Annotated in this window: 7 protein-coding genes; 5 read left to right on the top strand and 2 right to left on the bottom strand. The window is 67.8% G+C overall.

Translation table 11 applies throughout. The features are described from left to right. The 4 genes from BGN95_RS12765 to rplL all read left to right on the top strand — a co-directional run. Nucleotides 1–2,067 (top strand): TonB-dependent receptor (locus tag BGN95_RS12765; protein WP_286772828.1); only part of this gene is annotated, 2,067 nt, incomplete at its 5' end. 59 nt (nt 2,068–2,126) lie between these two features. Next, nucleotides 2,127–3,296 (top strand): alpha-hydroxy-acid oxidizing protein, encoded by a 1,170-nt coding sequence (locus BGN95_RS12760; RefSeq protein WP_179512078.1) that lies wholly within the window; start codon nt 2,127–2,129, stop codon nt 3,294–3,296. 335 nt (nt 3,297–3,631) lie between these two features. Beyond that, nucleotides 3,632–4,147: a 50S ribosomal protein L10 gene (rplJ, locus tag BGN95_RS12755; protein WP_179512079.1), complete on the top strand. Its 516-nt coding sequence runs from the start codon at nt 3,632–3,634 to the stop codon at nt 4,145–4,147. 67 nt (nt 4,148–4,214) lie between these two features. Next, nucleotides 4,215–4,598 carry a 50S ribosomal protein L7/L12 gene (gene rplL, locus BGN95_RS12750; RefSeq protein ID WP_179512080.1) on the top strand — a complete coding sequence of 128 codons (384 nt, stop codon included), beginning with the start codon at nt 4,215–4,217 and terminating at the stop codon, nt 4,596–4,598. Nucleotides 4,599–4,722: 124 nt separating this feature from the next. Here rplL and BGN95_RS12745 read toward each other — a convergent pair whose 3' ends face one another. Both BGN95_RS12745 and BGN95_RS12740 read right to left on the bottom strand, forming a co-directional pair. Continuing rightward, entirely contained in the window at nt 4,723–5,949 is a 1,227-nt protein-coding gene (locus tag BGN95_RS12745; protein WP_286772827.1) for a hypothetical protein, read from the bottom strand. A 42-nt stretch (nt 5,950–5,991) separates the two neighbouring features. After that, nucleotides 5,992–7,911, bottom strand: coding sequence for a CocE/NonD family hydrolase (locus BGN95_RS12740; RefSeq protein WP_286772826.1), 1,920 nt, complete (start codon nt 7,909–7,911; stop codon nt 5,992–5,994). 412 nt (nt 7,912–8,323) lie between these two features. Between BGN95_RS12740 and rpoB the strand changes: the two genes are divergently transcribed. Further along, nucleotides 8,324–10,432, top strand: a 2,109-nt coding sequence (rpoB, locus tag BGN95_RS12735) for a DNA-directed RNA polymerase subunit beta (protein ID WP_286772825.1), incomplete at its 3' end; no start/stop codon positions are given.

The following is a 10,432-nucleotide window of genomic DNA, read 5'->3' as shown; positions in this document are numbered from 1 at the left end:
CTTCGCCCGCTCGCCATCGCGCTGCTCGCCTCCACCGCCACGCCCGCTGCGGCGCAGACTGCCGACAATGCGCAGCCCGGCGACGTCGTCGTCACCGGGCGCGGGCTTGACGACCGCGCCGGCGATCGCGCGTTCGACACCGTGACGATCGATCGCGACCGGATCACCGACAATGCCAGCGCGCGGCTGGAAAGCATCCTCGCCGATGTCGCCGGGCTCCAGCAGTTCCGCCGGTCTGACTCGCGCTCGGCCAACCCGACCAGCCAGGGCATCTCGCTGCGCGGGATCGGCGGCAACGCGTCGAGCCGCGCATTGCTGATCCTCGACGGGGTGCCGCAGGCCGATCCGTTCGGCGGCTGGGTGCCCTTCCCCGCCTATAGCGCCGAGCGGCTCGGCCGCATCCGGGTGACGCGCGGCGGCGGCAGCGGCTATTTCGGGCCGGGGGCGCTCGCCGGCACGGTGGAGATGGAGAGCGCCACCCCCGATCAGCTGTCGCCGCTGGCGATGGGGGTGGCTTATGGCAGCCGCAATTCGCTCGAGGCGGACGGCAGCGCCGCGCTGGTGCGCAGCGGCGGCTTCGCAACGATCGCCGGCAGCTATGCGCGCGGCGACGGCTTTACCCCCACCGTCCCCGAATCGCGCGGGCCGGTCGATCGCCCCGCGCCCTATGAGCAGGCGAGCGGGGCGGTGCGCGGGGGGATCTCGATCGCGCCGTCGACCGAATTGCAGGCCAATGTCAGCGCCTTCACCGATAGCCGCGATCGCGGCACCGCTTATACCGCCAACAGCAGCCAGGGCGCCGATGCGAGCCTCAGGCTGGTCGGGCGCGGCAATTGGGGGTGGTCGGTGCTGGGCTATCTCCAGACCCGCGCCTTTTCGTCGCAATTCGCCAGCATCAACCCCGCGCGCACCACCGCGACCCAGACGCTCAACCAATATAATACCCCGGCGACCGGGGTCGGTGCGCGGATCGAGGTAGCGCCGCCGATCGGCGACGGCCTGTCGCTCCGGCTCGGCAGCGATATCCGCGCGGTCTCGGGGCGCACGCAAGAGCTTTACACCTATGTCGCCGGCGCACCGACGCGGCAGCGCTATGCCGGGGGCGAGACGCGCACCGCGGGGCTGTTCGCCGACGGCAGCGCCGATCTCGGCCGGGTGACGATCGATCTCGGCGGGCGGATCGACTGGTGGCGGATCGCCGACGGCTATCTCAAGGAGCATGACCTTGCGACCGGCGCGCCGCTCACCAACGCGACCTTCGCCAATCGCGACGGCACCGAGGCGACCGGACGCGCGGGCATCGCGTGGCGACCGGTCGATGCGCTCGTCCTGCGCGGCGCGGCCTATCGCGGCTGGCGGCTGCCGACGCTCAACGAACTCTACCGCCCGTTCCGCGTCGGCGCTGACGCTACCGCCGCCAATGCCGCGCTCAACCCCGAGCGGCTGACGGGGTACGAGGGCGGCGCGACCTTCACCCCCACCGCGACGACCTCGCTCGGGGTCACCTGGTTCCATAACCGGCTCGACGATGCGATCGCCAACGTCACGATGGGGCGCGGGCCGAGGACCTTCCCCGGGGTCGGCTTCGTCGCGGCGGGCGGGGTCTATCGCGTGCGCCAGAACCTCGATGCGATCACCTCGACCGGAATAGAGGTGGAGGCGAGCTGGCGTTCGGGGCCGTTCAACGCACGCGCCTCGTGGCAGCATGTCTCCGCGCGTGTCGTCGCCTCCGGCGCCGCCGCCGCGCTCGACGGATTGCGCCCGGCGCAGACGCCGCGCGATCAGGTTTCCGGTACGCTCGGCTGGCGGTCGGGCGAGGCCTCGCTCTCCACCACGCTGCGTTATGTCGCGCGCCAGTTCGACGACGATCAGAACAGCAACGTGCTGCGTCCCGCGACGACGCTCGACGCGGTAGCGACGTTGCCGCTCGCCCGCGCCTGGACGGTCGAGGCGCGCGCCGAGAATATGTTCGACGCGCGGGTCGAGGCAGGGATCAGCGGCAACAATATCGTCGAACGGGCGACCCCGCGGACCTTGTGGCTCGGGCTGCGCTACCGGATGCGGTGATCCTTGACGCCGGCGGCGGCCGCGGTCGACAACCGCGACCAGATAAAACGGAGGCGAGGATGCCGCATTACGGCGATTATCAGACCCTGATCTACGGCGCCGGGCTCTCGGGCGTCCTGCCGACCTTGCCGGTCGATTTCGCGACCCTCAAGGCACGTGCCGAGGCGGCGATGCCCCCGGCGGTGCTCAATTACGTCCAGGGCGGGTGCGGCGATGAATTCACCCAGGACGAAAATGCCCGCGCCTTCCGCCATTGGGGGATGGTGCCGCGGATGATGGTCGATTGCACCCAGCGCGACCTGTCGACCGAACTTTTCGGCATGAAGCTCGCCTCGCCGCTGTTCATGGCGCCGATCGGGGTGACCGGGATCGTCACGCAGGACGGGCACGGCGATCTTGCCGCCGCGCGTGCCGCGGCGACGACCGGAGTGCCGCTCTGCGCCTCCACCCTCGCCAACGATCCGCTCGAGGACGTAAGGCTGGCGTGCGGCGATACGCCCGCGCTGTTCCAGCTCTATACCCCGCGCGACAAGGATGTTGCGGCGAGCCTCGTCAGCCGCGCCGAGGCGGCGGGCTATCGGGCGATCGTCGTGACGCTCGACACCTGGGTGACCGGCTGGCGGCCGCGCGACCTCAACGTCTCCAATTTCCCGCAATTGCGCGGCGCGGTGCTGACCAACTATTTCGTCGACCCCGCCTTCCGCAAATTGCTGAGCGCCCCGCCCGAAGCCGACCTGCGCACCGCGATCGGCACCTGGGGCGCGACCTTCGGCAAGGTGCTGACGTGGGACGATCTGCCGTGGCTCAAATCGCTGACCAAGCTGCCGATCGTGCTCAAGGGCATCTGCCACCCCGATGACGCGCGGCGCGCGATCGACGGCGGGGCGGACGGCATCTACGTCTCCAACCACGGCGGGCGGCAGGCCAATGGCGGGATCGCCGCGATCGACATGCTGCCGGGGGTGGCGGAGGCGGTGAAGGGGCGTGTTCCGGTGCTGTTCGATTCGGGCATCCGATCGGGCAGCGACGTGGTGAAGGCGATCGCGCTCGGCGCCGATGCGGTCGGCGTCGGGCGACCCTATAGCTACGGGCTCGCGCTCGGCGGCGCTGAGGGCGCGGCGCATGTGCTGAAATCGATCCTCGCCGAGGCCGATCTGCTGATGGCGGTCAACGGTTATCCGACGCTGGCCGCCGTCCGCGCCGAAGGGGCAAGGCGGACGGATAGATAGGACAACCTCCCTTCGCCACAACGGGGAGAGGTGCCGCAAGGTTGACTTTCGCCCCCCGCCCTGTATGAGCCCGCGCGCGTCCGGCAGCCTTGTGCCGCCGGGCACCGTCCGAGACAGCGGGTGCCGGTTAGCCGGCTTAATCTTCCCGCCGAGACGGGGACAGGATTTTTCCGGCCAGTCATCCGTGACGCGCCGGTCTGCTGCGTGAACCGCTTTCGGCGGCTCGCGTCGCTTCCCATTCCCCATCGCTGGACAACTTCGTGCGGGGCTTGCCCCGTGCGGGGAAATGCAACCGGGCGTGGGCGCAAGCCCATGCTCAGAACGTGGAGAATGGCATGGATCGTGCTCAAAAGGCCGCGGCCGTTGCCGAGCTGAACCGCACCTTTTCCGAGGTCGGCGTGGTGGTCGTCACCCGCAACCACGGAATGTCCGTCGCGCAATCGACTCAGTTGCGCAACAAGATGCGGGAAGCCGGCGCGAGCTATAAGGTCTCGAAGAACAGGCTTGCCAAGATCGCGCTCGACGGCACCGACTATCTCTCGCTGGGCGACATGCTCACGGGTCCGGTCGGTCTCGCCAGCTCGATCGACCCCGTCGCTGCGGCGAAGGTGGCGGTCGAATTCGCGAAGACGAACGACAAGTTCGAAATCGTGGGCGGGGCGATGGGCGCAAATGCGCTCGACGTGGAGGGCGTGAAGGCGCTCGCTACGCTGCCGTCGCTGGACGAGCTCCGGGCGAAGATCGTCGGGCTTCTCGTGGCACCCGCCACGAAGCTGGCGACCGTCACCCAGGCGCCCGCCGCGCAGCTCGCGCGCGTGCTCAAGGCCTATTCGGAGAAGGAAGCCGCCTGATTTCCAGGCGGTTTATTCAAGCGAAACTGGTGCCCCTCGCCGGGCACAGACATGAAGGAAGTGAACAATGGCAGACCTGAACGCGCTGGTTGACCAGCTGTCCGAACTGACCGTCCTCGAGGCGGCCGAGCTCTCGAAGCTCCTCGAAGAGAAGTGGGGCGTGAGCGCCGCTGCCGCGGTTGCGGTTGCGGGCCCGGCCGCCGGCGGCGCCGGTGGCGCGGCTGCGGCCGCCGAAGAAAAGACCGAATTCGACGTGATCCTCACCGGCGACGGTGGCAAGAAGATCAACGTCATCAAGGAGGTCCGCGCGATCACCGGTCTCGGCCTGACCGAAGCCAAGACGCTCGTCGAGTCGGCGCCGAAGCCGGTCAAGGAAGGCGTCTCGAAGGACGAGGCCGAGAAGGTCAAGAAGCAGCTCGAGGAAGCCGGCGCGACCGTCGAACTCAAGTAAGCTTCGGCATTGTCGCGGGGGTTCGCTCCCGCGGCGGGCTGACACGAAAAAAGGGCGGTTCCCTCGCGGGAGCCGCCCTTTTTTTGCCCTGTTCCCCTCCCCTTCAAGGAGGGGAGTTGCGGAATCACCGTTTCACCGTCGTCCCGTGCGCGCGGATCGCGATCGCGTCGTACATCCGCGACGGCTCGTCGAGCCACATCGGCGCGAGCTTGGCGCCGTCGGCGCGCTCGACCCCCACTGCAAAGGCTGCGGTGGTCTGCCCCGGCGCGCCGCCGGCCGCATCATAAACCGCGTTGAGCGCGACGACGGGCACGAACATCGGCCGGTCGGCGGCAGAAAGCGCGACGATCGCCTCGCGCGGCATCGTCGCCAGCCCGCGCACGACCTTCTCATCGCCCGGCGCGAGTGTGAACGGCGGGACGATCGGGCGCGCGACCGGCTCGGCATAGAGCGCATCGAGCACCGCATCCTGCCCCGGCTGCGCGCTGGTCAGCAGGATCGCGAGACGGATGTCGCGCGCGGGAGCGCTCCCCTCGTTGCGCACGGTCAGCGAGACATCGGCGGTGGCGGTGACGAGGTTCACCCCCGCGCGATGCACCGTCGGCGCGGCGAGATCGAGCCACGCGCGCTCGCTCGGCGCGGGTCGCTCGAGGAATTGCGGCGCGGCAGCAGGCGACGGCGGCGAGGGTTCGGGCAGCGGCGCGGGCTCCGGTTCGACCGGTGCGGCGGGCGGCGACGGCGGAACGAAGCGCGCCGGCGCCGGGCGTTGCGCCACCTCGGCTGCCTCCGCCGCCACGCGGCGGCGACGCCAGAGGAAAAACGCGATGATCAGCACCAGCAGCCCGCCGATCGCCGCCGGCACCAGCCATTTGGGCCAGCCGCTCGTCCCGGCGTCCGGCAAAGTCGGGACCGCGATCGGGGTCGCGGACGGCGTCGGCGTAGCGCTAGGCGATGCGATCGGCGCGGTGCCGAGCGACACCGCCGGGGTCGGGGTAGGAGTCGGCGTGGGTTCGGGCGCAACCGCCGGGGCGGCGACGGGCGCCGATCGCGCGCGCGGTGTCGCGGTCGGCTGCGGCGTCGCGCGGACGATCGGGCGCGGCTCGACCTCGCGGCGCGCGGGCGGCGTCGGGGTCGGTTGCGCGGTGGGCACCACGACCGGCACGGGCGTCTCGGAAACCGTGGGCGGCAATTGCATCGTGATGACCGGCGGCGGCATCGTCGCGACCGGCGCATTGCCCGGGCTGGGCGTCGCATTGCTCTGCGGCGCCGCCTGCGCGATCGCCTGCACCGACGCCTGCCCGCCCAAAAGCGCCGCCGCGGCCAGCGCCAACCCCGTCGTACCGATCTTCATCCCGCGCGCGTTATCCGCTCGAAGCTTAACCTTAGCCAACGATCACTTCTCCGCCGGGACGACCGGCAGCCACACCGCGCTCGCCGCCGCGCCGCCACGCATCAGGGTGACCGTCGCCTTCTGATAATCGGCCTGCTTCGCGAGGAAGATGTTGGACACGAACTTCTGCGGGTTGCGGTCGTAGAGCGGGAACAGCGACGATTGCACCTGCACCATGATGCGATGCCCCGGCTGGAACACATGGTTCACCGTGGGCAGGCGGAAACGATAGCGCTGCACCTTGTTCGCCGGGATCGCCGACGGATGCGCGAAGCTCTCGCGATAGCGCCCGCGGAAGATATCGAGGCTGATCGCGAGCTGATAGCCGCCTTTCCTGGGGTCATTGGCATATTCGTCGGGGTAGACGTCGATCACCTTGACCACGAAATCGCCGTCGGTGCCGGTCGTCTTGGCGAACAGCTCGGCGATCGGCGCGCCGGAGACGCGCACCGGCGCGGTGAGCGGCGCGGTCTGATAGGTCATCACATCGGGGCGCCCGTCGACCGCGCGCTGATCCTGCACCAGCCACGATTTCCAGCGATCGCCGTCGCCCAGGTTCACCGGGCGCGGCAGATGCGGCACCGGCTTGGCCGGATCGGAGACATAGCTGTCGCCCCCTGCCCCGCCCTTGTCGAAGCCCAGCCCGCCGTCGGCCTCGAGATAGATCGGCTTCAACGGCGCGGCGCACCCCGTCTCGCAAGCGAGCGGCCATTGCGCGAGGCTGTCCCAATGGTTCTCGCCGCTATTGTAGATCAGCGCCTGCGGCGGGGTGAACGCGGGGCGGCCGTCGCGCAGATATTGGTCGAAGAACGGGAACAGATATTTCTCGCGCCACTCGGTCGCGGTGTCGCCGTTCCATTTGAAATCGCCGAGCGACGAGCCGTCGTAATTCGCCTGGCTATGCCGCCACGGCCCCATGACGAGGAAATTGCTGCCGAGCTTGCCCTTGGCCTTCAGCGCCTCCCACGTATGGATCGCGCCATACATGTCCTCCTGATCCCACAGCCCCTGTTCCCACATCGTCGGGACATCGGAAGGATTGGCGGCGATGAGCTTGTCGAGCGCCTGCCCCTGCCAGAATTCGTCATAGGCTGGATGCGCGACCATCCGCTGCCAGAAAGGCAGAGCGGCATAACCCGACTTCTCCGCCCAGGCCCCTGCGGAGCCGATGCGGCGGAATTGGTCGTAATCGTCGTAAAAGCCCGAGGCCGGCTCGGGCGCGCCGCCCTTGAACCCGGTCTGCGAGCCGAGCCAGCCGATATTGGCGAGGCGGAACGCGCCGTAGTGGAACCAGTCGTCTCCCATCCAGCCGTCGATCATCGGGCTTTCCGGCGCGGCGACCTTGAGCGCGGGATGCGGGTGGAGCAGCGCCATCACCACCGTCAGCCCCTCATAGGAGGAGCCGAGCATCCCGACGCGGCCGTTGGTTTCGGGGAGGTTGGCCTTGTTGACCAGCCAGTCGATCGTATCCCAGGCGTCGGTGGGATGATCTACCTTGGTCGGGTTGAGCGGGCCGATCACCGGGCGGGTAACGACATACTCCCCCTCCGACCCATATTTGCCGCGGATATCCTGGAACACGCGGATATAGCCGGCGCGGACGAACGGCTCGTCGCCCTGCGGCAGGACCGATACCATATTCGGGCTCGCCATCCGCTGCGCACGCGCCGAGGCATTATAGGGGGTGCGCGTGAGCAGGATCGGCGCGTTGGTCGCGCCCTTGGGGATGACGATGACGGTGTGGAGCTTCACCCCGTCGCGCATCGGGATCATCACGTCGCGCTTGATATAATCGTCGGCCTGGGTGGGGTAAGCGAAATTGGCCGGGATATCCCCGCCGACCTGCGGCGCGCTGACCTGTTGCGCGGCAAGCGGCGCGGCGGTGAGCGCAAGGGCGGCGAGGATCAGGGATTTGCGATGCATCTGTGTGTCTGCCCCGTTCGGGAAGAAGGATGCGCTGCGTTATGCCGGGTCGGGCGGCGGGATCAACCGCGCCAGGCCACTTCGTCATCCCCGCGAAGGCGGGGATCCATTCGCGCAGGTCGGGGAAAGAAACGTGAGGCCAGCCAGAATGGATTCCCGCCTTCGCGGGAATGACGGCGTTGTGGGAGGAATGACTGGAACCCCTCATTGACGTTGTTGGACCGGCATCCTATATCGCGCCTCTTGCTGGAGCTTCGGGACATGATGCGGCGTCGCGCACCGTATCGGACGAATGGGAGTTTCCGGTTTCATAGACGCTACAGGCTGCCGTCGCCCCGCCCGGGGAAGGACTGCGGCCTTTTGGCGTCCGTTCACGCGCTCGAACGGTTTTTGACTGAGGGCTGACAGCTACATGGCAACCAAGGCGATCGAGGGCGCGACCACGCCCAAGCGGCGCATCCGCAAGGTGTTCGGCAACATCCACGAAGTGGTGCAGATGCCGAACCTCATCGAGGTCCAGCGCGAGAGCTACGAACAGTTCCTGCGCTCCGATCCCTCGATCGGCTATGTCTCCGGTCTGGAAAAGACGCTGCGCAGCGTGTTCCCGATCCGCGATTTCGCCGGCACCGCCGAGCTCGATTTCGTCAATTACGAACTCGAGCCGCCGAAGTTCGACGTCGAGGAATGCCGTCAGCGCGGCATCACCTATGCGGCGCCGATGCGCGTCACGTTGCGCCTGATCGTGTTCGAGGTGGATCCGGATACGGAAACCCGCTCGGTGCTCGATATCAAGGAGCAGGACGTCTACATGGGCGACATGCCGCTCATGACCGAGAACGGCACCTTCTTCATCAACGGCACCGAACGCGTCATCGTCAGCCAGATGCACCGCTCGCCGGGCGTGCTGTTCGATCACGATCGCGGCAAGACCCACGCGTCGGGCAAATATCTGTTCGCGGCGCGGGTGATCCCGTATCGCGGCTCGTGGCTCGATTTCGAGTTCGACGCCAAGGATATCGTCAACGTCCGTATCGACCGTAAGCGTAAGCTTCCGGTGACGGCGCTGCTTTATGCGCTCGGCCTCAACTCCGAGGAAATCCTCAACCATTTCTACAACCGCCTCACCTTCGTCCGCGGCGAAGGCGGGTGGAAGATCCCGTTCCAGGCGGAAAGCTGGCGCGGCGTGAAGCCGATGTTCGACATCGTCGACGCCAATTCGGGCGAGATCGTCTTCCCGGCCGGGCAGAAGATTTCCCCGCGCGCCGCGAACAAGGCGTCGAAGGACGGCCTCACCGACCTCTTGATCCCGACCGAGGAAATCTTCGGCCGTTATTCGGCCTATGACCTGATCAACGAAGCGACCGGCGAGATCTACGTCGAGGCGGGCGACGAGATTTCGCCCGAGAACCTCGAAAAGCTCGACAAGGCGGGCGTCGATCGCATCGAATTGCTCGATATCGATCACGTCACCACCGGGCCATGGATCCGCAACACGCTCAAGGCCGACAAGGCCGAGGAGCGCGAGCAGGCACTGTCCGACATCTATCGCGTGATGCGCCCCGGCGAGCCGCCGACGCTGGAGACCGCCGAGGCGTTGTTCGCCGGGCTGTTCTTCGATCCGGACCGCTACGACCTGTCGGCGGTGGGCCGCGTCAAGCTCAACATGCGCCTCGATCTCGACACCGATGACAGCGTCACGACGCTGCGCACCGAGGATATCCTCGCGGTGGTCAAGACCCTCGTCGACCTGAAGGACGGCAAGGGCGAGATCGACGACATCGACAATCTCGGCAACCGCCGCGTGCGTTCGGTGGGCGAGTTGCTCGAGAACCAGTATCGCGTCGGCCTGCTGCGCATGGAACGCGCGGTGAAGGAGCGCATGTCGTCGGTCGACGTGTCGACGGTGATGCCGAACGACCTGATCAACGCCAAGCCGGCGGTCGCCGCGGTGCGCGAATTCTTCGGCTCGTCGCAGCTGTCGCAGTTCATGGACCAGACCAACCCGCTCTCCGAAGTGACGCACAAGCGTCGCGTCTCGGCGCTCGGGCCGGGCGGTCTCACCCGCGAGCGCGCGGGCTTCGAGGTCCGCGACGTTCACCCGACGCATTACGGCCGTATCTGCCCGATCGAGACGCCGGAAGGCCCGAACATCGGCCTGATCAACAGCCTCGCCTCGTTCAGCCGCGTCAACAAATACGGCTTCATCGAGACGCCCTACCGTCGCGTGGTCGACGGCAAGGTGACCGGCGAGGTCGTCTATCTCTCCGCGATGGAGGAGGCGAAGCACACGATCGCGCAGGCCAACGCCGAAGTCGATCGTGACGGCCGGCTGATCGAGGAACTGATCTCGGCGCGTCAGGCCGGCGAATTCCTGATGGCGCTGCCCGAGACGATCACGTTGATGGACGTGTCGCCGAAGCAGCTCGTCTCGGTCGCCGCCTCGCTGATCCCGTTCCTCGAGAACGACGACGCGAACCGCGCGCTGATGGGCTCGAACATGCAGCGCCAGGCGGTGCCGCTG

Origin of the sequence: Sphingomonas sp. 66-10 (assembly GCF_001897045.1) — a bacterium.
GTDB classification, from domain to species: Bacteria; Pseudomonadota; Alphaproteobacteria; order Sphingomonadales; family Sphingomonadaceae; genus Sphingomonas; species Sphingomonas lycopersici.
Note: the sequence above shows the minus strand (reverse complement) of the source record. Positions and strands in the feature narration are given on the sequence as shown.